This is a genomic window from Aeromonas sp. 602658, from assembly GCF_049173005.1.
GTDB classification, from domain to species: domain Bacteria; phylum Pseudomonadota; class Gammaproteobacteria; order Enterobacterales; family Aeromonadaceae; genus Aeromonas; species Aeromonas veronii_A.
In genome coordinates this window covers 64,651-90,188 of sequence record NZ_JAAKRF010000008.1, presented here as the reverse complement: position 1 = coordinate 90,188, position 25,538 = coordinate 64,651, and the positions used below count along the sequence as shown (strand labels likewise).

Here is a 25,538-nt window from a genome sequence, read left to right as displayed (position 1 = left end):
TAGCCTCGTTAACCAAAGTTCGGCACTATGTTCGCTTTTTGGATATTGGTGAAAGCCAACACGTCGTCCTTACCATCTACTGTCAGGGTGATCATGTCGCCTTGCACAGCTTTGATTACGCCTTTGAACTTGCGGCGGTTGTTTGTTGCCATCCGAAGCGTTACCGCCGCCTCTTGGCCAACGTATTTTTCGAAATGGGCAACCTTGAACAGGGGACGATCCAGGCCTGGGGAGGATACCTCGAGGTAGTACTCCTCGGTGATGGGATCTTCGACGTCCATGATGGCGCCAACCTGATGGCTGACCTCAGCACAGTTCTCGACAGTCACACCCTGCTCGCCGTCAATATAGACACGCAAGGTGGAGTGTTTACCCGCGCGGATAAACTCAATACCCCAAAGTTCAAAACCCAAGGCAACGACCGGAGCCTCGAGCAGATCGGTCAAACGTTGTTCCAACGTAGCCAAAGTCACCCTCCGAAAAACAAAAAAAGGGCATAAAGCCCAGATAGATATCGATTCAGAGTAAATTGCACATAACAAAAAGCCCCGATGTCAAATCGGGGCTTGGCGCTTTACCCTGATTGTCGCCTCGCAGCGACCGCCTTCCTGAGCGTAGGAAATGCGTGAAATTTGGTTGCGGGGGCCGGATTTGAACCGACGACCTTCGGGTTATGAGCCCGACGAGCTACCATGCTGCTCCACCCCGCGTCCGAAATCGTGCGAGATTATAGCCACTTCACTCTCTCGATACAAGACTGACTGGCTATAATACACTCGGTTTCCCGAGTTCACTGCTTAATTGGTGCCGTGGGCGGGACTCGAACCCGCACACCCTAGAGCACTACCCCCTCAAGATAGCGTGTCTACCAATTCCACCACCACGGCAAAACTCTTACTCGGGAACGTCAGTATCTTTCTTCACTGGCGCTTTGGACTGCTCAACCTGTTTGGTTTGTTGCAGATTTTCCCATTCACTACCCTGCTTTGCCTTGTTGCTGGACATTGAACCTAGCAGCAAGCTGATTACGAAAAACAGAGTAGCCAAAATCGCTGTTGTTCGGGTCAGGAAGCTACCTGAACCACTGGAGCCGAATACGGTATTCGATGCCCCTGCGCCGAAGGAGGCGCCCATATCAGCCCCTTTACCTTGCTGAATCATCACCAGACCAATCAGAGCCAGTGAAACCAGCAGATAAACGACTAAAAGAATCTCGTACATTTAACTTGCACCCTTTGCCGCTTCAACAATTCCTAAAAACGCATCGCTATCAAGACTCGCTCTGCCAATCAAGCCGCCATCTACGTCGGGTTGGGCAAACAAATCTCTCGCATTGCTCGGCGTTACGCTCCCACCATAGATGATCCTAACTTTCTCACCTATTACCGGAGTATCCTCCGCCAAGCGACCACGTATAAAGGAATGAACCTCTTGTGCCTGCTCGGGTGTGGCGCATTTACCTGTACCTACAGCCCAAATCGGCTCGTAGGCGATGATAGCATTATCGAAAGCCATCGCGCCATTTTTCTCTATGACGATATCCAGCTCTTCAGCGATCACCTCGAAGGCTCTTCTCGCCTGCCTCGCCGCACCTGATTCACCTAAACACAGGATGGGAATCAAGCCTGCCGCTCTGGCTGCCGCGAACTTCTCTGCGACGATAAAACTGGTCTCACCAAAGAGACGCCTGCGCTCGGAGTGCCCTACCAATACGTAACGACACCCTGCCTCAACCAGCATCTGACACGAGATTTCTCCAGTGTAAGCGCCAGTCGCGTGCTGACTCACATTCTGAGCCCCCAACTTTATTACTTTCTGCTCGTTGAGCAGTGAAGCGCTAAAGTCGAGATGCACATGGGAAGGACAGAGAACCACATCTACTTTTCCGTCGACGCCGTTCAGGCACTGACTCGTAAACTGCTCTAACTGCGACCTACTACCGTGCAACTTCCAGTTTGCTGCTACAAACGGTTTGCGATGTCCCATCGGCAACTCCCTTGCGAAAGCGGGGCTGATAATATCCAGAGGATGCTCAGCTGACAAGTGCTATTTTTAAATTTTTGAATCGTTTGAACAAGATACAACCAGAGCGGCTAAAAAGCCGCCCTAGCTGTTCATTAAAACGCCGATTCAACCTGCTTGGCGATGCGCTGGGCCATGTCACGCACCTGCTGTTCATGCTCCCCTTCGACCATGACCCGGATCAGCGGTTCGGTACCTGATTTGCGCAACAGTACGCGACCACGACCAGCCAGCTCCTGTTCCACCTTGGCAACCTCAGCCATGACAGCATCCGCGGCCAGCGGATCCTTGCCTTCGGCAAAACGAACATTCACTAGTACCTGCGGGAACTTGCTCATGCCGGAGCGCAGCTTGACAAGCGGCATCTCGGCACTGCGCATGGCAGTGAGCACCTGCAAAGCGGCTACGATGCCATCACCCGTAGTGGTTTGATCAAGACAGATAATGTGGCCGGAGTTCTCGCCACCGATGCGCCAGCCCTTCTCTTCCATAATCTCCAGCACATAGCGGTCACCCACCTTGGCACGAGCAAACGGAATGCCCAGAGTTTGCAGCGCCAGCTCCAGACCCATGTTGGCCATCAGGGTGCCGACGACACCGCCTTTGAGGCGACCATTGCGCAGGGCATCGCGCGCGATGATATAGAGCACTTCGTCACCGTCGATGAGATAACCGGTATGGTCAACCATGATCAGACGGTCACCATCGCCATCAAAGGCAACCCCCAGATCGGCCTTGCACTCCAGTACCTTGGCAACCAGTGCGTCAGGCGCAGTCGAACCGACACCATCGTTGATGTTGAGACCATCCGGGGCACAGCCCATGGTGATCACTTCAGCACCCAGCTCGCGGAAAACCGAAGGCGCAATGTGGTAAGTGGCGCCGTGGCCACAGTCGACCACCATTTTCACCCCATCCAGATTCATGTGGGAGGGGAAGGTGCTCTTGCAAAATTCGATATAGCGACCGGCAGCATCATCAATGCGCACCGCTTTGCCAAGTTCGGCAGACTCGACACACTTGAGCTCGTGATCCAGCTCGGCTTCGATAGCCAGCTCGACATCATCGGGCAGCTTGGTGCCATCGGCGGAGAAGAACTTGATGCCGTTGTCGTAGAAGGGGTTGTGGGAAGCGCTGATGACGATGCCAGCTTCGGCACGGAAAGTGCGAGTCAGGTAGGCAACCGCCGGCGTGGGCATGGGCCCCATCAGAATGGCTTTAAGGCCTGCCGCGGAGAGCCCCGCTTCCAGCGCGGATTCCAGCATGTAACCGGAGATGCGGGTATCTTTGCCAATCAGCACCTTTTTGGTGCCCTTCTTGGAGAGCACTTTGCCGGCAGCCCAACCCAATTTCATTACAAAATCAGGGGTGATCGGGTATTCGCCAACCTTGCCGCGCACACCATCGGTACCGAAATACTTTCTTGCCATTGTCTGTTCTCTTTATTATTTGGAAATAAAATCTTGTCCCGTCATTGCCAGCCAACCGACGCGCAATGCGTCCATGGTCTCCCGTACATCGTGTACCCTGATGATGCGGGCCCCATGCTGCATGCCGATAAGGGCGCATGCCAGACTGCCCGCCAGACGCTCATCCACCGGACGGCCCAGCAGGTTGCCTATCATAGACTTTCGCGACATCCCCACCAATAGCGGCAAGCCATAATCAAGCAGTTCCTTTTGAGCCGCCAACAGCTGATAGTTGTGTGCAAGGGTTTTGCCAAAGCCATATCCCGGATCCAGCAACAGCTCTTCACGACGGATCCCGACCGCCAGACAAGCCGCAATACGCTCATCAAAGAAGGCGCGTACCTCCCCGATCAGGTCGTCATAGTGCGGCTCGACCTGCATGGTTCTCGGCTGCCCCTGCATATGCATCAGACAGACCGGAACCCGAGCTTCGGCCGCGGCTTGCAGTGCTCCAGGTTCTTGCAGTGCCCGCACATCGTTGATCAGATGGGCTCCCGCCTTGCAACCCTCCCGCATCACCGCCGCTTTGGAGGTATCGAGGGAGATCATCACATCCAGCTCACGGACCATCTGTTCCACGACAGGAATGACCCTGTCCAGCTCCTCCTGCTCGCTCACATCGGGCGCACCAGGGCGGGTTGACTCGCCACCGATGTCGATGAGGGTCGCACCGTCAGAGACCATCTGGCGCGCATGGGCCATTGCCCGTTCAAACTGGTTGAAATTACCGCCATCAGAGAAGGAGTCGGGCGTCACATTGAGGATCCCCATCACATGGGGACGATCGAGGGAGAGGCTGAGCCCCTTGCTGGTTAACTGCATTTTCACGTCCATCTGATAAAGAAAAACCCCGGGCAAGCCCGGGGTTTGGAGAGTCACAATTATTTGGCCGGTGCGTCGTTGGCTTTGTCGATAGTGACATCCGACACCGGTGCAGCCTCATCGGCAGGCTTGGTCTCGGCAGCCACAGTGGAACCGCCTTGCGGGGTATCACCGTGCTCGTCATGCCAGTTGCTCGGAGCACGAACCTCGCGACGAGCCATCAGATCATCGATCTGTTTGGCATCGATAGTCTCGTACTTCATCAGCGCATCTTTCATGCTGTGCAACACATCCATGTTATCCAGCAGGATCTGCTTGGCGCGGTCGTAGTTGCGATCAATGACCTGCTTCACCTCGGCATCGATGATGCGCGCAGTGTCGTCGGACATGTGCTTGGCCTTGGCCATGCTGCGGCCGAGGAACACTTCACCATCTTCTTCCGCATAAAGCATCGGGCCGAGACGCTCGGACATACCCCACTGGGTCACCATCTTGCGTGCGATATCGGTAGCTCGCTCGATGTCGTTGGACGCGCCGGTCGAGACCTTCTCGGCACCGTAGATCAACTCTTCCGCCAGACGACCGCCATACAGGCTGGAGATCATCGACTCCAGATGCTGCTTGGAGTGGCTCCAGCGATCCTGCTCCGGCAGATACATGGTCACACCCAGCGCACGACCGCGCGGAATGATAGAGACCTTGTAGACGGGATCATGATCCGGAACCACGCGACCAATAATGGCGTGACCAGCTTCATGATACGCAGTCATCTCTTTTTCAGACTCTTTCATCACCATGGAGCGACGTTCCGCCCCCATCATGATCTTGTCCTTGGCCTTCTCGAACTCGGCCATGGAGACCACTCGGCGGCTCTCACGGGCAGAGAAGAGGGCTGCTTCGTTGACCAGGTTGGCCAAGTCCGCACCGGAGAAACCGGGGGTACCACGGGCAATCAGCGCCGGATTGACGTCATCCGCCAGCGGAACTTTGCGCATGTGCACTTTCAGGATCTGCTCGCGACCACGGACATCCGGCAGACCGACCACAACCTGACGGTCGAAACGGCCCGGACGCAGCAGTGCCGGATCCAGTACGTCAGGACGGTTGGTGGCAGCAATGACGATGATGCCTTCATTGCCCTCAAAACCATCCATCTCGACCAGCATCTGGTTAAGGGTCTGCTCACGTTCATCGTGACCACCACCCAGACCGGCGCCACGCTGGCGACCGACCGCATCAATTTCATCGATGAAGATGATGCAGGGAGAAGATTTCTTGGCCTGTTCAAACATGTCACGCACCCGGGAGGCACCGACACCGACGAACATCTCCACGAAATCGGAACCCGAGATGGTGAAGAACGGCACCTTGGCCTCGCCCGCAATGGCCTTGGCCAGCAGGGTCTTACCGGTACCGGGAGGACCAACCAGCAGCACACCGGTCGGGATCTTGCCACCCAGTTTCTGGAATTTGCTCGGGTCGCGCAGATAGTCGACCAGCTCCTTCACCTCTTCCTTGGCTTCATCGCAACCAGCTACATCGGCAAAGGTAGTCTTGATCTGATCTTCACTCATCAGGCGAGCCTTGCTCTTGCCAAACGACATGGCGCCTTTGCCACCGCCGCCCTGCATCTGACGCATGAAGAAGACCCAGACACCGATCAGCAGCAACATCGGGAACCAGGAGATGAAGATAGAGGTCAGCAAAGACGGCTCTTCCGGCTTCTCGCCCATCACCTTGACGTTGTGATTGAGCATATCGTTGAGCAGCTGGGGATCCGGCGCCGGGATGATGGTGGTGAATCGTTCACCAGTACGCTTGACGCCATTAATGACCTTACCGTCCATCCGCACTTCACGGATCTGATCTTGGGTCACCTCTTTAACGAAGCTGGAATAGTCCAGCTGGCGACTGGTGGTATCGCTGGGGCTGAAGCTATTGAACACCGACATCAATACGACGGCGATGACCAGCCACAGGATTAAGTTTTTCGCCATGTCACTCAAATCAGTAACCTCGCAGACTGACAGTTAACGATGAAGGTTAGGGTACTACAGTTTAAAACCGGTAGCCACAATGTAGACTTCCCGTGACCTGGCGCGGGATGAGTCTGGTTTACGAATTTTAACGGCGGAGAAAAGTTTCCGAATTTCATTCAGATAGGCATCAAAGCCCTCCCCCTGAAACACCTTCACCACAAAACTGCCGTCACTGCGCAATACCTGATGACACATGTCCAGAGCCAACTCGACCAGATACATGGCACGAGCCTGATCCACCTGCTGGGTGCCGCTCATGTTGGGGGCCATGTCGGACATCACGACATCGACCTTGTCGGGTCCGACTCGCTCCAGCAAGGCACCGAGTACAGTTTCCTCCCGAAAGTCCCCCTGCAGGAAATCGACACCGGCGATGGGATCCATAGGCAGAATATCGCAAGCGATGACACGACCCGATTCGCCAACCTGCTCGACCGCGAATTGAGACCAGCCGCCGGGGGCAGCCCCCAAATCCACTACCGTCATGCCATTTTTCAACAGGCGGTCTTTGCCCTGGATCTCGTCGATCTTGAAAACAGCACGGGAACGCAGCCCCAATTTCTGGGCTTTTTTGACGTATTGATCGTCGAAATGTTCTTTTAACCAGCGGGTGGAGCTGGCGGAACGTTTTTTCTGGGTCATGATAATCGGCTTTAAAAAACCACAAGGGTTATTAGTATTAAGGGCTAAGTGGGGGTAGAATACGCCCCTTTCAACCCTGACTTATGAAGAAATTGCGATGATTCTCAACAATAAACAGAAACAGTACCTCAAGGGCCTTGCCCACAGCCTCAAGCCTGTCGTCCTGCTGGGTCAGCACGGTCTGACCGAAGGTGTACTGGCGGAGATCGATCTGGCGCTGAACCATCACGAGCTGATCAAGGTTAAGGTTGCCTCTGAAGATCGCGAGATAAAACAACTGGTTATGGATGCCATCGTCCGTGAAACAGGCTCTGTAAAAGTACAAAGCATGGGTCATGTGCTGACCATCTATCGTCAGGCCAACGAACCCAAAATCCAGCTGCCTCGCAAGTAAAAGGAAAGAGCATTGCTCTTTCCTTATTTCACTTCTTCCCGAGTCGCTTGCCACAGTAGTCGCCAAGCCCTTAACCTGCGATGAATAGTTTCGGACACGCGCCATGGCTCACCATCCTATTCTGACCGACGATGAACTGACCATGTTGCGGGAGCTGGGATGCTCGGAGGCGACCCACCTTCTGAGCGGACATCTCGACAACCCCATGCTTGGCTTGCTGCAAAAAGCCGAACAGCTGGTATTGGAAGCCCGCTATGCAGGCCATCAGTTGCGATTCCCCCTCACCTTTATCCAGAGAGAAGATGGCTTTGTCGAGCCTCGGCTCGCTGCGCCAGTGATCCGGGAGCTGGGGTTTGCCCAGCCAAGAGCTTGGATACTTGCCCAGAAAGCGACACTGCAAACAGCTCATGGAGTACTCCAAGTGCTGAGCCTTTCGCTCAATGGCCTCATCGTGGAAGATCTGCCCATAGATATGATGGCGGATACTACCTTGCAGGGAACTCTGCAGATCGCCACAGAGGCGCCATTTCCCTTGCAGGCCAGGCTGGTGAGACGGGTCAAATCTAATGCAGACCGTGCAACCTGGGCACTCAGTTTCCAGATGAGCGAGGCAAACATAGAGCGACTTCGTCACTGGCTGTTTCAGCGCCATCAGGACACCTTCAACGACGCTTACCAACCAGCCTGAAGCGCAACAAACAGGGGAGCAAGTGCTCCCCCGTCTCATCCCGCATTAACTACATCAGATGTAGGCAACGTCCAGGATTTCGTACTCCACATCACCTGCGGGCGTCTTGACGAGCGCCACATCGTCCACTTCCTTGCCAATCAGAGCGCGGGCGATCGGAGAGTTGACAGAGATAAGGTTCTGCTTGATGTCAGCCTCATCGTCACCCACGATGCGGTAGATAACCTCTTCCTCTGTTTCGCTCTTGAGCAGGGTCACGGTGGCACCAAAGATGATGCGACCATTGTTGGTCATCTTGGTGACATCGATCACCTGGGCATTGGAGAGCTTGGCTTCAATTTCCTGAATGCGGCCTTCACAGAACCCCTGCTGCTCACGGGCGGCATGGTATTCGGCATTCTCTTTCAGATCACCGTGCTCACGGGCTTCAGCAATCGCTTCGATAATCTGGGGACGAAGCTCGGTCTTGAGATATTCGAGCTCTTCGCGCAGCTTCTCAGCGCCGCGAACAGTCATCGGAGTATGATTCATAGTCGAAACCTGGGTTGCTTGAAAATAGAAGCTGCGGCTATCTGTCAGGACGCCGCAGCACTCGGTTCGGATGGCGCATCTTAATATGAAGCCAACACAAAATCCATGTCGGCCCCCTGATGCAGATCCCGCTTTATCTGTTGCTCCAAGAAATATTACTTTCCTTCCGGTACCGAAATAGGAGAGGAAATGGTCGGTTTGCCCTGCATGATAGCGATCTCTACCCGTCGGTTCATCCGGCGATTCTCGGGAGTATTGTTGGGCACCAATGGTTGGGAATCGGCCATCCCCTGCACAATCAAGCGTCCCTGATCAAATCCTGGGACCTTGATCATCTGGTGTGCCACAGCCACTGCTCGCTGGGACGAAAGCTCCCAGTTGGACTGAAACAGCTCGTCCTCGGTCGCCACGTTGTCGGTGTGGCCGGATATGGTGATTTCACCCGGTACATCCTTGAGCAGGGTCGCGACCTTGCGAATAACCGGCCAGAACTGGGGTTGCAGAAACGCCGAGCCAGCCGGGAAGGAGGCTTTTTCCCTGATCCGGATAATAATCTGCTGTCCCAACGCCTCGATTTCGATGGCACCATCCTGGATCTGATCTTTCATCTGCTCGGCCAGCGCCTTTGCCAGGGTATTGGACTGCTGCTGCGCCTTCTGAGCATCCTGAGCTGTGTCCCCCCCCGTCTGCTTGCCATCACTCTTGTCCTGACCACCTGCCTGCTCGGCCTCACCGGGCAAAAAATCCAGCTCGGTCTGGGTCATGTCCATGGTCTGCTGCATCACGGTATCAATCGGGGTTGGCTCTGGGCGGCCAGGACGGAACTCCTGGGCAATGACAGAAGTTCCCTTCGGAATATCTTTCACCTCAAGGATATTCTGGACCCCGAATGCCTTCTCCATGGACCCCGCAATCTGCTTGAACTTCTGCACATCCATCTCGGCAAAGGAGAGCAACAACACGAAAAAGCACATCAGCAGAGACATGAGGTCGGCGAAGGTCCCCATATAACCGGGCAGGCCGGGAGGCGGGCATTTGCAATCAGACATAGGGCTCCCTACTCACTGCCGTTGTTGCGTTTGGACTGGTTCAGATAGTTCTGCAGCATGGACTGGATCACCCGCGGGTTTTGGCCATCCTGGATCCCCATGATGGCATCGAGGATCAGCGAACGGCTAAGGCGCTCTTCGCCGCTTCGCAGTTCCAGCTTGTCGGCTATCGGGATGGCCAGCATGTTGGCTTCGATCGCACCATACAGAGTGGTCAAGAGGGCTACAGCCATGGCAGGACCGATAGATTTGGGATCACTCATATTGGCCAACATGGCCACCAGACCCACCAGCGTACCGATCATCCCCATCGCCGGGCCAAGATCCCCAAGGGTACGGAACACCTTGATCGCAATGACGTGACGTTCGGCAGTCAACTCGATATCCTTTTCCATCACTGCGCGCACTACATCGGCATCATGGCCATCCACCAGCATATCGATCCCTTTTTTCATGAAGGGATTGGGAATCTCGGCCGCTTCAAGCGCCAGAAATCCGCCTTTACGGGCGGCATCGGCAAGCTCAACGGCTTTAACTATGAGGTCTTCCAGCTTGTCGCCCTTGTACATAAAAGCTTTACCAGCGACCTTAAACGCCATCAGAAACTGGCCTAGGTTGAACTTCATCATGGCGATGAAGATGGAGCCCAATACGGTGATGTAGACCGATGGCATGTCGACGTACATGCTCATGGGGCCCCCCAGCAGCATGCCGTACACCACCACCCCGAAACCCAGCACTATCCCTATCAGACTGCCTAGATCCACGTCCCTACTCCTGTCACCGGTTCTTATGCCCAATTATAGTTTGTTGAATTTTCTGCTATTGCGACCCAAGCGGCAAGCATGCATCCACTGAGAATCATGGTTCATTATCGGCCAGTTTATCGAGAGTTTGAGGAGGCAGCGTTTTTCAGCCTCCCCCCGGTGGGCGGTCGATGTTAATATAAGCCGTTTTTTCAATTCCCGAGGATGGACATGGCCAGTAAAAAAATCGACCGTCTGAGTTTTGACGCCACTCTCGAAGAGCTGGAAACCATCGTTCATCAGCTGGAGCAAGGTTCCCTACCGCTGGAGGAGGCCCTCAAACAGTTCGAGCAGGGAATCCATCTGGTGCGGGCTGGCCAACAAAAGCTGGAGCAAGCCGAGCAGAAGATCCAGATCCTGCTGAGCAAGGCCGATGGCAGTGATCAGCTGACCCCCTTCCAGCCAGAACAAGGAGACGAGTGAGTGGCACTGGTCCATTTTTCCCGTCAGCATCGCCAGCGTATTGATGACTGCCTGTTGGCAAAACTTGAAGCTTTGCCACCCATGGCGCCTCGTCTGCGTGATGCCATGAAATATGGCCTGCTGCTGGGCGGCAAGCGGGTTCGCCCGTTTCTGGTCTACGCGGTCGGCGAAATGCTGGGCGTAAAGAGCGACCTGCTGGACGGCCCTGCGGCTGCCGTGGAGTGCATCCATGCCTACTCACTGCTGCACGACGATCTGCCCGCCATGGATGACGACGACTTGCGTCGCGGCCAGCCGACCGTTCACAAGGCATTCGATGAAGGCACCGCCATTCTGGCCGGTGATGCGCTGCAGACGCTGGCGTTCTCCATTCTGGCCGATCACCCCATGCCCGATACCTTGATGGCCAACCGGGTGCGGATGCTGAGTACCCTCGCCCGCGCTTCCGGCTATCTGGGTATGTGCGGCGGTCAGGCGCTGGATCTGCAGGCCGAAGGGCGCCAGATCTCGCTCGCCGAACTGGAACAGGTACACCGCCATAAAACGGGGGCACTGATTGAGTGCGCCGTGACACTGGGCGCCCTGTGCAAGGCGGATGTTGATGATGCAACCCTGACTGCGCTGCAAACCTACGCCGCCGCAATTGGCCTTGCCTTCCAGGTACAGGATGACATCCTCGACATTACTGGTGACACCGCTACTCTGGGCAAACCGCAAGGCTCCGATCTGGCACTTGAGAAGAGCACCTACCCGGCCCTGCTCGGACTCGAGAACGCCCGTGAGCTGGCTCGCGAACTGCATGGGAGAGCCTTAACAGCCCTGCAATCCTTGCCCTACAATACCGACATTCTGGAAGCGTTTGCCGATTACATCATCGAGCGAACCCACTAAACGCTGGATAACAGTAACAATATGAGCGTTGATATTAGCAATTTCCCCAACCTGGCCCTCGCGGACACTCCGGTCGAGCTGCGTTCCTTGCCCAAAGATCGGCTGCCGGTGCTGTGCAACGAGCTGCGCGAATATCTGCTGCGCTCTGTCAGCCGCTCCAGCGGACACTTTGCCTCCGGTCTCGGTACGGTCGAATTGACCGTGGCCCTGCACTACGTCTACAACACCCCGTTCGATCGGCTGATCTGGGACGTGGGCCATCAGGCCTATCCCCACAAGATCCTGACCGGGCGCCGTGATCAGATCCACACCATCCGTCAGAAAGACGGTCTGCACCCCTTCCCCTGGCGTGGCGAGAGCGAGTACGACGTGCTCTCCGTCGGCCACTCCAGCACTTCCATCGGTGCGGCGCTCGGTATGGCGGTCGCCGCCGAGAGCGAAGGGCTCGGTCGCAAGGTCGTTGCAGTGATCGGTGATGGTGCCATTACCGCAGGGATGGCCTTTGAAGCGCTCAACCACGCTGGCGATGTTCACAAGGACATGCTGGTGATCCTCAACGACAACGAGATGTCCATCTCAGAGAATGTCGGCGCGCTCAACAACCATCTGGCCCGGGTCATGTCAGGCAAGCTCTACACCACCATCCGCGAAGGCGGCAAGAAGGTGCTGGCAGGTCTGCCACCGGTCAAGGAGCTGGCCAAGCGGGCCGAAGAGCACCTCAAGGGGATGGTGGTGCCCGGTACCCTGTTCGAGGAGTTCGGCTTCAACTATATCGGCCCCATCGACGGTCACGATATAGAGGCATTGGTCGAGACCCTGCGCAACATGCGCAATCTCAAGGGCCCGCAGCTGCTGCACGTCAAGACCAAGAAGGGCAAGGGTTACGAGCCGGCTGAGAAAGACCCCATCGGTTATCACGCCGTGCCCAAGTTCAATCCTGACGAGTGTTCCCTGCCCAAGGCGAGCAGCGCCAAACCCACCTTCTCCGCCATCTTTGGCCAGTGGCTGTGCGACATGGCCGCCAAAGACGAAAAGCTGGTCGGCATCACCCCCGCCATGCGCGAAGGCTCGGGGCTGGTAAAATTCAGCCAGCAATATCCGGATCGCTACTTCGACGTGGCGATTGCCGAGCAACATGCAGTCACGTTCGCTGCCGGTCTTGCCATCGCCGACAAGAAGCCGGTGGTCGCTATCTATTCGAGCTTCCTGCAGCGCGCCTACGATCAGGTGATCCACGACGTAGCGCTGCAAGATCTGCCGGTGCTATTCGCCATCGACCGGGCCGGTCTGGTGGGCGCCGATGGCCCGACCCATCAGGGGGCGTTCGACATCAGCTTCCTGCGCACCGTGCCCAACATGGTGGTGATGACGCCATCTGATGAGAATGAGTGCCGCCAGATGCTCTATACCGGCTATCTCCATCAGGGCCCTGCCGCAGTGCGCTATCCGCGCGGCAGCAGCCTGAGCGACGCCCCCATCTCGTCAGAAATGCAGGCGCTGGCGCTTGGCAAGGGACGAATCCTGCGAGAGGGCAAGGGCACCGCTATTCTGGCGTTTGGCACCTTGCTGCACCACGCGAAAGCGGCCGCCGAAGCACTGGATGCCACCCTGGTGGACATGCGCTTTGTCAAACCGATGGATGAGGCGCTGGTGCTGTCGCTGGCGGCCAGCCACGATCACTTCGTCACCATCGAAGACAACGCCATCATGGGCGGCGCCGGTTCGGCGGTGAACGAACTGCTGATGCGCAGCAAGCAGTGCAAGCCGGTGCTCAACCTTGGCTTACCGGATCGCTTCGTGGAACAGGGTACCCAGCAGGAGATCTATGCCCTGCTCGGTCTGGACGATGCAGGCATCCAGCGCAGCATCGAAAGCTGGCTGCAAGCCTGACCTGCTGCTAGTTAAAGAAGATACAAGAAGGGCGCCTGATGGCGCCCTTCTTGTATCTTTACTTCTGACCGGAGTTAACCCTTGTAAATCTTCGGGTTAAACACATCCCGCAGCCAGTCACCCAGCAGGTTGATGACCAGCACCAGCACCACCAGACAGATGCCCGGGAAGGCTGTGATCCACCAGGAGCCGGAGAAGATGTAGTTAAAGCCGACGCTGATGAGCGAACCGAGCGAGGGCTGATCAACCGGCATCCCCAGACCGAGGAAGGAGAGTGCCGCCTCGCTCATGATGGCGTTGGCCACCTGCACGGTGGAGATAACCAGAATGGGCGACAAACAGTTGGGCAAAATGTGGCGGAACATGATGCGCGGGGCGCGGAACCCCATCACCTTGGCCGCTTCCACATACTCCTTCTTCTTCTCCGCCAGCACAGAGGCGCGCACAGTACGGGCGTACTGCGGCCACTCTGCAATACCGATGATCACCACCAGCATCATGATGGCGAACTTCGAGTAGAACTCGGAGCCAAAGGTTGCCTGAAAGATGGCGGAGATGATGATCGCCACCATCATGGTGGAGAACGACAGCTGCACGTCGGCAAAGCGCATCAAGAGGTTATCGATGCGACCGCCAAAGTAGCCGGCGATCAGACCGATGACGATGCCGAGCACCAGCTGCAGCGCCACCGCAAACAGACCGATGGTGAGGGAGATACGGGCGCCATAGAGGATGGTGCTCCAGATATCCCGCCCCTGGTTGTCGGTGCCGAGCCAGAAGCGCTCCTCGCCACCTTCGAGCCAGGAGGGGGGCAACTCGGCATCCATCAGATCAAAACTGGTCTGGTCATAGACGTTGTGCGGGGCGAGCCAGGGCGCCAGCAGCGCCGCCAGCACAAATACCACGAACACCGCAAAGCTGAACATGGCTACCTTGTCCCGCAGGAAGTAGTAGACGATGTCAGAGTTCTTGAATCGTGCCCAACGGCTTGGGCTTGCAGTTACAGCGTTACTCATGCTTACCCCTTGGCAGTCAGGTTAACGGTCGGGTTAATCAACCCGTAGAGCAGGTCGACCAGGGTATTGGTCACCACGAAGATCAGTCCCACGAAGATGACGTAGGCGGTGATCAGCGGGGTATCGACCCGGTGGATCGCCTCAAGGAACAGGAAGCCGGTACCCGGCCACTGGAACACGCTCTCGGTCAGGATGGTGTAAGCCACCATGGTGCCGATCTGCACCCCACCGACGGTAATGACCGGCAGCATGGTGTTCTTCAGAGCGTGCTGATAGTAGACCTTGTTGTTGTCCAGCCCCTTGGCGCGGGCGAACTTGACATACTCGGAGGAGAGCTGCTCCAGCATCTCGGAGCGCACCAGCCGGATAAACAGCGGCAGCATGATGGAAGAGAGGGACACCGCCGGCAGGATCAGATGCAGGATGCCATCCCAGGTAAAGAAGCCCGACTCCCAGCCCAGCAGGTTACGGGTCTCGCCGCGGCCATAGGCCGGCAGCCAGCCCAGCTGGATGGAGAAGAGGTACATCAGCATGATGGCGGTCAAAAATACCGGGATCGAGATGCCGATACTGCTCCCCGCCATGATGATCTTGGTGGGAATGCTGCGCGGGCGGATCGCCGAATAGACACCGAGTGGAATGGAGACCACCACGATGATGAGCGCGGCAGCAAACACCAGCTCAAGGGTAGCCACCAGCTTGTCGAGGATCACCTCGAGAGCTGGTCGCTTGAAGAAATAGGAGGTGCCCAAATCCCCATGCACCGCATTTTTCAGAAAGCGGCTGTATTTGATGAGGAAGGGATCGTTAAGGCCCATCTTCTCGCGCAACTCGTGACGCTGGGCTTCGGAGACGGATTGCCCCACCAGCTCGCGCAACGGATCACCCAGGTTATCCTGGATGGAGAAGGCGACCAGGCTGATGACGAACATCACTATCACGGCCTGATAGAACCGTTTCAGCAGGAATGTAAACATGCTTGTCCTTCTACGTGGCCTGTGTCGTGGCACAGGCTTCTGTTAGTGGGCGGAGTGGCCAGCTGACCACCCCGCCCCGTCCTTCCTTGTGACGTTCTCTTACTTGCTGACCACCAGGTCACCCAGGTAAGGGAAGTTCATCACGTTGACCACCGGCTTGATGTCGACGTTCTTCTTGGCGCCATAGGCCAGATCTTCCCAGTGCAACGGCACGTAGGCAGCATCTTCGATCAGCATGGCTTCGACCTTCTTGAGCATCTCGGCACGCTTGGCCGGATCGGTCTCGGCGTTGGCATCCATCACCAGCTTGTCAGCTTCGGCGTTGGCGTAACCGGCGCAGTTGTACTGGCCCATACCGGTCTTGGCGTCCTTGGTGAAGGTCAGGAACTCGAAGAAGTTCGCGGTATCTTCGGTGTCGGAGTGCCAGCCGATCAGCTGCATGTCCGCGGCGCACTTGTCAAACTCCGGCCAGTACTGGGCCACCGGCATGGTCTTCAGATCCACCTTGATGTTGATCTTGGCCAGCATGGCGGAGACAGCCTGGGCAATCTTGACGTCGTTGACGTAGCGGGCAGCCGGGGAGATGAAGGTCATCTTGAAGCCTTTCTCGTAACCGGCCTCCTTCATCAGCTCCTTGGCCTTGGCCAGATCATACTGGGGCACCAGCGCCTCGTTGTGACCGGCATAGCCTTTCGGGCTCAACTGGCCAGCAGGGGTACCGAAGCCCTTGTTGATCTTCTCGACGATACCCACCTGGTTGATGGCGTAGTTGATCGCCTGACGTACACGCTTGTCTTTCAGCGCCGGGTTGGTGTTCTGGTTCAGCTCGATGATGATGGCGCGGGTACCGGACAGGGTGACCAGCTGGGAATCCTTGCCATTCTTCACGCGCTCCAGATCGTTCGGCGCAACCGGATAGATCATGTCCACATCGCCACCCAGCAGGGCTGCAACACGGGTCGCATCTTCCTTGATGGGCACCACGGTCAGGTTCTCGACGTTACCCTTGGAGGCTTTATCCCAGTAGTTGGCGTTGCGGGCATAATCCAGCTTCACACCCTGCTCGCGGAACTTGACGGTGAACGGGCCAGTACCGGAGACGTGGGTAGAGGCATAGGAGTCGCCGTTTTTGACGATCTCGGCCTTGTCTTTGCCCGCTTCGGTCTTACCGGTGTAGAACTTGGAGTCCATCGGGAAGATGTAGGTGACGGTCTGCAGCACCAGCGGGAAGGGCTTGGCGGTGATCAGATCGACGGTGTAGTCATCGACCTTCTTCACTTCGCTGATGGGATCGAAGATCGCCTTGAAGTCGACGGAGGATTTCAGGCGGTTGACGGTCCACACCACGTCGTCTGCGGTGAAGTCGTTACCGGAGTGGAACTTGACCCCTTTGCGCAGGTGGAAGCGGACGGTCTTGTCATCGACACGCTCGAACTTCTCGGCCAGACGGGGCTCGAACTGCAAGTCCTGGGTGTAACGCATCAGGGGATCGAATACCAGGTGCGACATCTCCAGGGTCTGACCGGAGAGCTGCTCCTGCGGATCCAGCGAAGTGGCGTCAGAGGCGACACCCACCTTGATATCAGCGGCTGAGACACTGAAAGCGAAACCGGCGGCAAACAGCGCCAGGGCAATCTTGGACAATCCTTTCTTCATCTTGTTCTCCATGCTTTTGGCTTTCTTATGACACTTTTATTGACAAGCAGACCGGCGCACCGGCGCTCTCCTAGCTTGCGATTTCCAGCCCCTCGCGGGACATTCCCTTGAACTCCGGCATGAGGGAGATCAGCTTGCGGCTGTACTCATGCTCGGCATTGGTAAAGAGTTTCTCGGTCTCGGCCACTTCCACCAAATGGCCGTGCTGCATCACCCCGATGCGGTCGCACATCTGGCGGATCACCGGCAGATCGTGGCTGATAAACAGCATGGTGAGCTTGAGCTCCTGCTGCAGATCCTTGAGCAGGTTGAGGATCTGGGCCTGCACCGACACATCCAGCGCCGAGGTCGGCTCGTCGCAGATGAGGAAGCGCGGGCGAGTGGCCAGGGCGCGGGCAATGGAGATGCGCTGGCGCTGACCGCCGGAGAATTCGTGGGGATACTTGACCCCGGCACCACGACCGAGACCCACGTGATCCAGCAGATCGCCGACAATCCCCTCAATCTGGCTCTCGCTGCTCGCCAGCTGATGGAAGCGGATCGGCTCGGCAATGATGTCGCGCACCTTCATCCGCGGGTTCATCGACGAATAGGGGTTCTGGAACACCATCTGCATCTGGCGGCGCAGCGGGCGACGCTCGCGCTCGCTCTTGAGGGCGGTCAGATCGATCCCTTCGAAGAAGATTTTGCCGGTATCAGGCGGATAGAGACCGGTGATGGCGCGGGCAATGGTCGATTTACCGGAGCCCGATTCCCCCACCAGACCGAAGGTCTCCCCTTCGAAGATCTCGAAGCTGATGTTGTTGCAAGCGCGTACATACTGGCGGCGGCTCGGGAAGATGGAGTCCTTGGTGACGAACTTCAGATCGACGTTCTCCACCCGCAGCAGCGCCCCTTCATAGGCACGCTCGTCCTGACTCTGGCCGAGCCAGTGGGTCTTGAGGTCGATATTGGTATCCGGCGCACTGGCATCCTCGATATAGGAGACCAGCGGGAAACGCACCAGCTTCACATCGGAGCGGGGCACCGCCGAGATGAGGCTGCGGGTATAGGGGTGATTGGGGCTGCCCAGCACCTGTTCGGTCAGGCCGAACTCCACCAGATCACCGCGATACATCACCGCCACCTTGTCGGTGACGTTGGAGACCACCCCCATGTCGTGGGTCACCAACATGCAGCCCACCTGACGCTCTTTGCAGAGGGCGCGGATAAGCTGGAGGATCTGATCCTGAATGGAGACGTCAAGCGCCGTGGTCGGCTCATCGGCGATGATCAGCTCCGGATCGCAGGAGAGCGCGATGGCGATAACCACCCGCTGACGCATGCCACCGGAAAACTGGTGTGGGTACTGCTTGATGCGCAGCTCCGGACTCGGGATCCCCACTGCCCCCATCAGCTCCAATGCCTTGGCAAAAGCGGCTTCGCGAGAGAGGTCGGTATTGGCCAGAATGGTCTCCACCAGCTGATGCTCAACGGTGAACAGCGGGTTGAGGGAGGTCATGGGGTCCTGGAATATGAACCCGATACGGGAGCCACGGATGGCCCGCATCTCATTCTGGCTCTTGCCGGAGATGAGCTCGCCATTGAGATAGATATCGCCACGGGCAATGCGACCCGGCGGGCTCAGCAGATCGATAACGGCGTTGCCGATGGTGGACTTGCCGGCGCCGGATTCACCGACAACCCCGACAATCTCACCCTTTTCGATAGAGAAAGAGAGATCCTTCACCGCGGCCAGCACCCCGTAGCGGGAGGGGTACTCGATCCGCAAGTTCTTTACTTCGAGCAAGGACATGTTTACCTCTGCGGGGGACATCCGTCCCAAATAATTCGTCCGTAAATCAGCCGCAGATGCCGGTTGTTACCTTGGGCAATATTTGCTCAATCCATGAGGCAGCGAAACCAGCGATCCGGGCGGGTTTTTTGCATTTTTTTGGAATAACCCGCGAGTAACTTAGACGGTTTGACCACGGGTGTAAATGATTGAGTTATACAATTCCGCAATGTTTTGTGCAGATAACCACCAATTCGGCAGAGATAAATGATGATTTTCATCACACAAATGGCCGGTGCGTCCGTACATCTATTGGTATCATTACTTTAATTTCAACAACAACGCAACAAGCAGCATTTATCACTATTTCCAAAACAATCACGAGCCCCGAATGAGTAGTGAATATTTATGTGAAATGGATGATAAACGGCAGCATATGCCGATGAATGAAAATTAAGCAGATATAAATCGGGGGATGCCAGAGCGGTCATCCCCCGGAAGATGGCTCTCAACCGAGCCAGAATGCCAGTAATTGCATACAAAACAGGGCGAACAGGCCGGCGATCAGATCGTCCAGCATGATGCCCAGGCCACCGTGGATCCGGCGATCAAACCAGGAGATGGGCCAGGGCTTGAGCACATCAAACAACCGGAACAGCGCGAAGCCCGCCACCACCCACTCCCAACCGCCTGGCGCGGCGATCATGGTGACGCCAAAACCGATCACCTCGTCCCAGACGATGGCGCCGTGATCCGGCATGCCGATGGCATCGGTGGCGCTCTGGCAGATACGAATACCGACCACAAACCCAACCGCCAGCAGGGCGATGAACCAGTGGGTCGGCAGCCCGCTCACCAGCAGATAGAGCGGAATGGCCGCCAGGGTGCCCATGGTGCCTGGCGCCTTGGGGGAGAGACCGGAACCAAACCCCACCGCCAAAAAATGAAGCGGATTTTTCAGATCCAGTCGTGTCAGCTCGGGCTTTATCCTGAACAAACTCATGCGAAGTGATCCCACCCTTTCAGTTGCAGCTCGACCGCTTGGTCGCCACGCAGGTAGTCGATGCCCGGCTCTCCCGCCACGATGCGGCCGATGCGGCTGAACTTGACCCCGCTGTGAGCCAGCGCCGTATCGAGCGCGCCGCGGTGCTCCTCCGGTACGGTAAAGCAGAGCTCGTAGTCATCGCCACCGGCCAGCGCCAGTTGCCACGCCTCATGCTCGCTCACCGCATCCTGCAGCACCGGCGAGAGCGGTAGCAGATCGAGATCGATCTGGGCCCGTACACCGGAGGCCTTGAGGATATGGCCGAGATCCGATGCCAGCCCGTCGGAGAGATCCAGCGCACTGCCCGCCAGCCCGCGCAGCGCCTGACCGGCCAGAATGCGGGGATGGGGGTGGTCGAGCCGTGGCAGCACCGCAGCCAGCTGGTTCTCGTTGAGGGTGCGTTTGCCCAGCAGGTGGGAAAGCGCCAGCGCGGCATCCCCCAAAGTGCCGGTCACATAGATGCCGTCACCCGCTTTGGCACCGCTGCGCATCAGGGCGCGCCCGGCAGGCACCGATCCCTTCACCGAAATGGTGATGGAGAGGGGCCCGCGGGTCATGTCTCCGCCCACCAGCGCCACATTGTAGTACTCGGCCAGCTCCAGGAACCCTTCGGCAAAACCGGCGACCCAACCTTCGTTAATGGCAGGCAAGGTCAGCGCCAGCGACACCCAGCGCGGCTCGGCCCCCATGGCGGCGAGATCGGAGAGATTGACCGCCAGCGCCTTGTAGCCGAGATCCACCGGATCCATGTCGGGAAAGAAGTGTACGCCGCTCACCAGAGTGTCGGTGCTCACCGCCAGCTGGGTATCGGGGGGCAGGGTCAGCAGGGCACAGTCATCTCCAGGGCCCATCACCACGTCCTTGCGGGCGTGGGGAACCTTGAAGTACTTATCAATCAGCTCAAATTCACCCATACAGTAAAAAGCCAGCAATAAGCTGGCTCCTCTCTTAGATGCTGACGGACAGCAGGATCAACGCTTGTTCAGCGATTTGATCACCTTGTCCAGTACACCGTTGACAAACTTGTGGCTGTCATCGGCAGCAAAAGCTTTGGCCAGCTCGATCGCTTCGTTGATGACCACGCGCGGCGGTACATCATCACGACGGGTCAGCTCGTAGGTCGCCAGACGCAGGATCGCCTTGTCCACCATGTCCACTTCTTCCAGCGGACGGGAGAGGAAAGGTGCAAACACCTTGTCCAGCTCGCTGCAGTGGAGGGCTACCCCGAACAGCAGATCGCGGAAATAGTTCAGGTCTACACCCTTGGTGTCCTGATCGATCTTGAACTGCTCTTCGATGTCACCCACGTTAGCCTTGGTCATCTGCCACTGGTAGATGGCCTGGGTGGCGCAATGGCGGGCTTTACGGCGCTCAGACGGTTTCAATGTACTTCTCCTCGTTACACGTCCAGTTCTTTCAGGACGTTGATCATTTCGAGCGCTGCCAGTGCAGCCTCTGCACCCTTGTTACCCGCCTTGGTACCTGCACGCTCGATGGCTTGTTCAATGTTTTCAGTGGTCAACACACCGAAGGCAACGGGAATTTCATATTCCATCATTACCTGGGCCATGCCCTTGCTGTTCTCGTTTGCCACCAGGTCGAAGTGATAGGTGCCGCCACGGATGACAGTACCGACCGCCACGATGGCGTCGTATTGACCACTCTTGGCCAGCTTCTTGATGACCAATGGCATTTCAACCGCGCCCGGCACTTTTACCAGTGTCAGGTTGCTGTCCTGCACTTGACCTTGACGCTTCAGTACGTCCACCGCGCCGTTCACCAGACTGTCGTTGATGAAGCTGTTGAAACGGGCAACAACAATAGCAACGCGCGCCTCAGGAGCGGCGATATTTCCTTCGATAACCTTCATTGGAAATCCTGTATCTGTGCAATCAAAAGGGCCGGAGTCAAAAGTGCGCACATTCTAGCACAACAGACCCACGACAAAAACCATGGCCGCAATAGACGGCCATGATCGCGATTTAACCAGTCCGGCGCGCTTACTCGCCGGTAAATTCCACGACTTCCAGACCGAAACCGCCCGGAAGGGGATGGTACTTCTCTGGTAGTACGTTACTCGCCAACGTACTCAACCACTTCCAAACCGAAACCACCCGGAAGGGGATGGTACTTCTCTGGTGGAGCTTTACTCGCCGACGTACTCAACCACTTCCAGACCGAAACCACCGAGGGCATGGTACTTCTTCGGCGAGCTCAACAGGCGCATCTTGCTCACGCCGAGCGCCTTGAGGATCTGGGAACCCACACCAACGCGGCGAGAAGTGCCTTGCCACTTGGCTCCTTCCGGCGCCAACCCCTTGTCGGCGGCTTCAAAACCCTTGACCCTAGCCAGCAGCTCGGCGCCATGGGATTCCGCCCCCAAAATCACCAGCACCCCGCCTTCGTCAGCGATGCGGGCCATGGATTTGGGCAGCGGCCAGCTGCGGGCGGCGTGGCGATCGGTCAGCAGCAGATCGCTCAACACGTCGTGCAGATGGACGCGAACCAGGGTCGGCTGATCGGCCTGCACCTCACCCTTTTTCAGGGCAAAGTGCACCTGATTGTCGATGGTGTCGCGGAAGGTGATGAGGTCGAACTCGCCAAACTCGGTGGGCAGCTTGCACTCGGCCACCTTCTCGACCGTGGTCTCGTGCTGGTTGCGGTACTCGATAAGGTCGGCGATGGTGCCAAGCTTGATGCCGTGCTCCTCGGCGAAGATCTCCAGGTCAGGACGGCGCGCCATGGTGCCATCTTCATTGAGGATCTCGACGATGACGGCGGCAGGCTCGAAACCGGCCAGACGGGCCAGATCGCAGCCCGCTTCGGTGTGACCGGCACGGGTCAGCACGCCGCCATCCTGCGCCATCAGCGGGAAGATGTGGCCCGGCTGCACCAGATCGGCCGCCTTGGCATTGGCCGCCACAGCCGCCTGCACGGTCACCGCGCGATCAGCGGCGGAGATACCTGTGGTCACCCCTTCTGCCGCCTCGATGGAGACGGTAAAGGCGGTGGAGAACTGGGCATTGTTGCGATCCACCATCAGCGGCAGCGCCAATTGCTTGCAGCGATCCCGGGTCAGGGTCAGGCAGATGAGGCCACGGCCGTAGCGGGCCATGAAGTTGATATCCTCCGGACGGACGCAGGAGGCGGCCATGATGAGGTCCCCTTCGTTCTCCCTGTCTTCGTCATCCATCAGGATCACCATCTTGCCAGCCTTGATATCGGCAATGACTTCCTGGGTTGTGCTCAGCGCCATGGGCTACTCCATCAGTGTGCTTGGGGGTTGAGCCCGCAGGCTCAACGCAAATGCGAGTGTATGTTGCTCTAGATTGGGGCTAGCGGCTCCATTTCAATCAGAGCGGGATCACAGAAAATCGTTTTGGGGGCCAGATTCAGCGCTCACCGTCAGAGAAAACCTGCCTTGGCCAGCGTCCCCATGGTCAGGGTCGAGGCGTTGCTCTCCTGACTTTTTCCCATCATCAGCCGCTCCAGATAGCGGGCGATCTGATCCACCTCGAGGTTGACCTTGTGGCCCGGCTTCCAGCTGGCGATGGTGGTCTCCTGCGCGGTATGAGGCACGATGGTCAGGCGAAACAGGTCCCCCTGCACCGCGTTGACGGTGAGGCTGATGCCATCCACCGCAATGGAGCCTTTCTCGGCGATATAGCGGGAGAGCTCCCCCGGCGCCTTGATCCAGTACTCGATGGCGCGGCCGCTGCTGGAGACGCTTTTCACTTCCCCTACCCCATCCACGTGGCCGGAGACCAGATGGCCGCCGAGGCGGGAGGTGGGCATCAGCGCCTTCTCGAGGTTGACCCGATCGCCCACTCTGGCGGCGGCAAAACCGGTACGGGAGAGGGTTTCCAGCGACACATCGGCGGTATAGCTCTTGTCGCCCAGCGCCACCACGGTGAGGCAGACGCCGTTGGTGGCGATGGAGTCGCCCAGTTTGACGTCGCTAAAATCCAGACCTGGTGCATGGACGGTGAGGGCCATGTCATCGCCCTGACGGCGCAGTTCGGCCAGGGTTCCCACCGCTTCGATAATTCCGGTAAACATGCAGATCACCTTGCTGATGACGGAGGCTGATTATGCCCCCTTGAACATTGATAAATCAGGCTATTTTGGCGGTAATACGAATATCTTGGCCGACCATGCGCACATCCTTGATGGCGAGCTTGGGCGCCTGGAACAGCCGGGTCAGGCCCGGCAGATGGAACAGGCCGCGCCCTTCGTCACCCATCAGTTTGGGCGCCTGATAGAGCACCAGCTCATCCACCAGCCCCTTCTCCAGCAGAGCGCCGCAGAGCCGCGGGCCCGCCTCGACCAGTACCGAGTTGACGTTCTGCTTGGCCAGCAGCATGAAGAGGCTGACCAGATCCAGCTTGCCATCCAGCAGCGGCAGCTCCAGCTGCTGCACCCATGCGGGCCACTCGCCGGATGCCTTGTGACGGGCCAGCAGCACCGGACTCTCGCTCTGGAACAGCGGCAAGTCGGGTGTGAGGCGGTTTTGCGAATCGACGATGACTCGCAGCGGCTGGCGCAGGGTCTCTTTGGGGTAGCTCGCCTTGACCGAGGGGGGCAGCTCGTCCCAGCGCACGGTCAGGGAAGCGCCATCGGCCAGCACGGTTTCAGCGCTGGAGAGCACCGCATCGTGGCGGGCACGCAGTCGTTGCACGTCACGGCGCGCATCCGGGGAGGTGATCCACTGGCTCTCGCCGCTCGCCATGGCGGTGCGGCCATCGAGGCTGGCCCCCAGCTTGACGGTCACCCGCGGGAAGGCGGTACGCATCCGCTTGAAAAAGCCCGGGTTGAGCGCCTCGGCTTCGCTCGCCAGCAGGCCGAAATCGGTCTTGATGCCCGCTTCGGAGAGCATACGCAGGCCACGCCCACCCACCTGGGGATTGGGATCGACCATGGCCGCCACCACCCGGGCTACGCCAGCATTGATCAGCGCCTCGGCGCAGGGGGGAGTACGACCGTGATGGGAGCAGGGTTCGAGGGTTACATAGGCGGTAGCGCCACGGGCGTTGTCACCGGCGGCGCGCAGGGCGTAAACCTCGGCATGGGGCTCGCCCGCCTTCTGATGCCACCCTTCGCCAACCACCACACCATCTTTGACCAGCACGGCACCGACGCAGGGGTTGGGGGCCGTGGTGTAGCGGCCGCGGCGGGCCAGTTCGAGGGCCCGACTCATCCATTGGTAATCATCTTGACTAAACATCCGGGCTCCTTTGACAACACATCTCGACTTTACGCAGTATCGTAGGTTCGATTAGCGCAGCGTAATCGGACGCGGCAACATGGGTGAGAATGGCGGTTTACTTTTCCAGCTTGGCGATCTCTTCGCCAAACTCGCGAATATCTTCGTGTCCTGAGGTAGAGAGGGGCGAAGTGGATATCC

At 57.7% G+C, this 25,538-nt stretch carries 26 protein-coding genes and 2 tRNA genes; 5 read left to right on the top strand and 23 right to left on the bottom strand.

Going from position 1 to position 25,538, the window contains the following annotated elements; translation table 11 throughout:
- Positions 1 to 8: 8 nt before the first annotated feature.
- The 9 genes from rimP to rlmE all read right to left on the bottom strand — a co-directional run bounded on the left by rimP (position 9) and on the right by rlmE (position 6,994).
- Positions 9 to 467 carry a ribosome maturation factor RimP gene (rimP, locus tag G5253_RS08945; RefSeq protein WP_005338809.1) on the bottom strand — a complete coding sequence of 153 codons (459 nt, stop codon included), beginning with the start codon at positions 465 to 467 and terminating at the stop codon, positions 9 to 11.
- A gap of 166 nt (positions 468 to 633) precedes the next feature.
- Positions 634 to 710 (bottom strand) — tRNA-Met (locus G5253_RS08940).
- A gap of 92 nt (positions 711 to 802) precedes the next feature.
- Positions 803 to 887: transfer RNA gene (locus G5253_RS08935), tRNA-Leu, on the bottom strand.
- A gap of 7 nt (positions 888 to 894) precedes the next feature.
- Positions 895 to 1,221 carry a preprotein translocase subunit SecG gene (gene secG, locus G5253_RS08930; RefSeq protein ID WP_266134167.1) on the bottom strand — a complete coding sequence of 109 codons (327 nt, stop codon included), beginning with the start codon at positions 1,219 to 1,221 and terminating at the stop codon, positions 895 to 897.
- A complete protein-coding gene (tpiA, locus tag G5253_RS08925; protein ID WP_266134168.1) occupies positions 1,222 to 1,986 on the bottom strand; it encodes a triose-phosphate isomerase in 765 nt (254 codons plus the stop codon).
- Positions 1,987 to 2,117: 131 nt separating this feature from the next.
- The gene (glmM, locus tag G5253_RS08920; RefSeq protein WP_266134169.1) at positions 2,118 to 3,452 is read right to left on the bottom strand and encodes a phosphoglucosamine mutase; all 1,335 of its coding nucleotides are present in this window, start codon (positions 3,450 to 3,452) and stop codon (positions 2,118 to 2,120) included.
- A gap of 15 nt (positions 3,453 to 3,467) precedes the next feature.
- Entirely contained in the window at positions 3,468 to 4,313 is an 846-nt protein-coding gene (folP, locus tag G5253_RS08915; protein WP_139405726.1) for a dihydropteroate synthase, read from the bottom strand.
- A gap of 59 nt (positions 4,314 to 4,372) precedes the next feature.
- Positions 4,373 to 6,319 (bottom strand): ATP-dependent zinc metalloprotease FtsH, encoded by a 1,947-nt coding sequence (gene ftsH, locus G5253_RS08910; protein ID WP_323137619.1) that lies wholly within the window; start codon positions 6,317 to 6,319, stop codon positions 4,373 to 4,375.
- Positions 6,320 to 6,364: 45 nt separating this feature from the next.
- Positions 6,365 to 6,994, bottom strand: coding sequence for a 23S rRNA (uridine(2552)-2'-O)-methyltransferase RlmE (gene rlmE / locus G5253_RS08905; RefSeq protein WP_216951950.1), 630 nt, complete (start codon positions 6,992 to 6,994; stop codon positions 6,365 to 6,367).
- Between the two features lie 97 nt (positions 6,995 to 7,091).
- On the opposite strand from rlmE, the gene yhbY reads away from it, so the two are divergent.
- The gene (gene yhbY, locus G5253_RS08900) at positions 7,092 to 7,388 is read left to right on the top strand and encodes a ribosome assembly RNA-binding protein YhbY (protein WP_266134171.1); all 297 of its coding nucleotides are present in this window, start codon (positions 7,092 to 7,094) and stop codon (positions 7,386 to 7,388) included.
- A 103-nt stretch (positions 7,389 to 7,491) separates the two neighbouring features.
- Positions 7,492 to 8,076 (top strand): PilZ domain-containing protein, encoded by a 585-nt coding sequence (locus G5253_RS08895; RefSeq protein ID WP_266134172.1) that lies wholly within the window; start codon positions 7,492 to 7,494, stop codon positions 8,074 to 8,076.
- Positions 8,077 to 8,130: 54 nt separating this feature from the next.
- Here G5253_RS08895 and greA read toward each other — a convergent pair whose 3' ends face one another.
- From greA to pomA, 3 genes are all read right to left on the bottom strand, one after another.
- On the bottom strand, positions 8,131 to 8,607 hold the full coding sequence (gene greA, locus G5253_RS08890) for a transcription elongation factor GreA (protein ID WP_216951952.1): 477 nt from the start codon (positions 8,605 to 8,607) through the stop codon (positions 8,131 to 8,133).
- A 155-nt stretch (positions 8,608 to 8,762) separates the two neighbouring features.
- Positions 8,763 to 9,656: a flagellar motor protein MotB gene (locus G5253_RS08885; protein WP_216951953.1), complete on the bottom strand. Its 894-nt coding sequence runs from the start codon at positions 9,654 to 9,656 to the stop codon at positions 8,763 to 8,765.
- A gap of 8 nt (positions 9,657 to 9,664) precedes the next feature.
- Entirely contained in the window at positions 9,665 to 10,423 is a 759-nt protein-coding gene (gene pomA, locus G5253_RS08880) for a flagellar motor protein PomA (protein WP_216951954.1), read from the bottom strand.
- Between the two features lie 210 nt (positions 10,424 to 10,633).
- On the opposite strand from pomA, the gene xseB reads away from it, so the two are divergent.
- The 3 genes from xseB to dxs are packed head-to-tail and all read left to right on the top strand — an operon-like array spanning position 10,634 to position 13,666.
- On the top strand, positions 10,634 to 10,885 hold the full coding sequence (gene xseB / locus G5253_RS08875; RefSeq protein WP_216951955.1) for an exodeoxyribonuclease VII small subunit: 252 nt from the start codon (positions 10,634 to 10,636) through the stop codon (positions 10,883 to 10,885).
- The gene (gene ispA, locus G5253_RS08870) at positions 10,886 to 11,776 is read left to right on the top strand and encodes a (2E,6E)-farnesyl diphosphate synthase (protein ID WP_266134173.1); all 891 of its coding nucleotides are present in this window, start codon (positions 10,886 to 10,888) and stop codon (positions 11,774 to 11,776) included.
- 21 nt (positions 11,777 to 11,797) lie between these two features.
- Complete coding sequence (gene dxs / locus G5253_RS08865) at positions 11,798 to 13,666, top strand: 1-deoxy-D-xylulose-5-phosphate synthase (RefSeq protein ID WP_266134174.1); 1,869 nt, start codon at positions 11,798 to 11,800, stop codon at positions 13,664 to 13,666.
- 74 nt (positions 13,667 to 13,740) lie between these two features.
- Here the strand turns inward: dxs and G5253_RS08860 are convergent, their stop codons facing one another.
- From G5253_RS08860 to ribD, 11 genes are all read right to left on the bottom strand, one after another.
- Positions 13,741 to 14,682, bottom strand: a complete 942-nt coding sequence (locus G5253_RS08860; RefSeq protein WP_040068611.1) for an ABC transporter permease — start codon at positions 14,680 to 14,682, stop codon at positions 13,741 to 13,743.
- A gap of 2 nt (positions 14,683 to 14,684) precedes the next feature.
- Positions 14,685 to 15,659 (bottom strand): ABC transporter permease, encoded by a 975-nt coding sequence (locus G5253_RS08855; protein WP_005349514.1) that lies wholly within the window; start codon positions 15,657 to 15,659, stop codon positions 14,685 to 14,687.
- Between the two features lie 99 nt (positions 15,660 to 15,758).
- Positions 15,759 to 17,315: an ABC transporter substrate-binding protein gene (locus G5253_RS08850; RefSeq protein WP_042054176.1), complete on the bottom strand. Its 1,557-nt coding sequence runs from the start codon at positions 17,313 to 17,315 to the stop codon at positions 15,759 to 15,761.
- A gap of 70 nt (positions 17,316 to 17,385) precedes the next feature.
- Positions 17,386 to 19,110: a dipeptide ABC transporter ATP-binding protein gene (locus G5253_RS08845; RefSeq protein WP_005349510.1), complete on the bottom strand. Its 1,725-nt coding sequence runs from the start codon at positions 19,108 to 19,110 to the stop codon at positions 17,386 to 17,388.
- 487 nt (positions 19,111 to 19,597) lie between these two features.
- On the bottom strand, positions 19,598 to 20,092 hold the full coding sequence (locus tag G5253_RS08840) for a phosphatidylglycerophosphatase A (RefSeq protein ID WP_139732883.1): 495 nt from the start codon (positions 20,090 to 20,092) through the stop codon (positions 19,598 to 19,600).
- The gene (gene thiL, locus G5253_RS08835; RefSeq protein WP_266134175.1) at positions 20,089 to 21,048 is read right to left on the bottom strand and encodes a thiamine-phosphate kinase; all 960 of its coding nucleotides are present in this window, start codon (positions 21,046 to 21,048) and stop codon (positions 20,089 to 20,091) included. The genes G5253_RS08840 and thiL overlap by 4 nt, the downstream gene beginning before the upstream one ends.
- Before the next feature lie 57 nt (positions 21,049 to 21,105).
- Entirely contained in the window at positions 21,106 to 21,519 is a 414-nt protein-coding gene (gene nusB, locus G5253_RS08830) for a transcription antitermination factor NusB (RefSeq protein ID WP_005343514.1), read from the bottom strand.
- Positions 21,520 to 21,533: 14 nt separating this feature from the next.
- Positions 21,534 to 22,004, bottom strand: coding sequence for a 6,7-dimethyl-8-ribityllumazine synthase (gene ribE, locus G5253_RS08825; protein ID WP_005338866.1), 471 nt, complete (start codon positions 22,002 to 22,004; stop codon positions 21,534 to 21,536).
- Between the two features lie 276 nt (positions 22,005 to 22,280).
- Positions 22,281 to 23,390 carry a bifunctional 3,4-dihydroxy-2-butanone-4-phosphate synthase/GTP cyclohydrolase II gene (gene ribBA / locus G5253_RS08820; protein WP_266134176.1) on the bottom strand — a complete coding sequence of 370 codons (1,110 nt, stop codon included), beginning with the start codon at positions 23,388 to 23,390 and terminating at the stop codon, positions 22,281 to 22,283.
- A gap of 149 nt (positions 23,391 to 23,539) precedes the next feature.
- Positions 23,540 to 24,193, bottom strand: a complete 654-nt coding sequence (locus G5253_RS08815) for a riboflavin synthase (protein ID WP_266134177.1) — start codon at positions 24,191 to 24,193, stop codon at positions 23,540 to 23,542.
- A 55-nt stretch (positions 24,194 to 24,248) separates the two neighbouring features.
- The gene (gene ribD / locus G5253_RS08810; RefSeq protein WP_206876738.1) at positions 24,249 to 25,358 is read right to left on the bottom strand and encodes a bifunctional diaminohydroxyphosphoribosylaminopyrimidine deaminase/5-amino-6-(5-phosphoribosylamino)uracil reductase RibD; all 1,110 of its coding nucleotides are present in this window, start codon (positions 25,356 to 25,358) and stop codon (positions 24,249 to 24,251) included.
- Positions 25,359 to 25,538 lie beyond the last annotated feature (180 nt).